The organism is Burkholderia sp. SIMBA_051 (assembly GCF_046534915.1).
In the GTDB taxonomy this organism is placed as follows: domain Bacteria; phylum Pseudomonadota; class Gammaproteobacteria; order Burkholderiales; family Burkholderiaceae; genus Burkholderia; species Burkholderia ambifaria.
Map to the genome: position 1 here is coordinate 1 of NZ_JAWRXS010000208.1, position 277 is coordinate 277.

A 277-nucleotide genomic window follows, 5' to 3' on the forward strand; every position below is an offset into this window, starting at 1 on the left:
TTTAACGAGCCACGCCTTGACCTTCGGATGCTTGTGCGTCGCATAGTTGTCGGCAATCAGATGTACATCGAGCTCTGCAGGCACGGCCTGATCGATGTGCCTGAGGACGGCCAGAAACTCCTGATGCCGATGACGGGGTTTGCACTGCGCAATGACTGCACCCGTCGCCGTATCGAGCGCTGCGAACAGGGTTGTAGTGCCATGCCGGATGTAGTCATGCGTCACCCCTTCGAGGTAGCCCAGACCCATCGGCAATACCGGCTGCGTGCGCTCCAGC

Annotated in this window: 1 protein-coding gene; it reads right to left on the reverse strand. The window is 59.6% G+C overall.

Annotated features, from left to right (window positions below):
* The coding region (locus SB771_RS34205) for a transposase (protein ID WP_410721944.1) at positions 1-277 on the reverse strand (277 nt) is incomplete at both ends.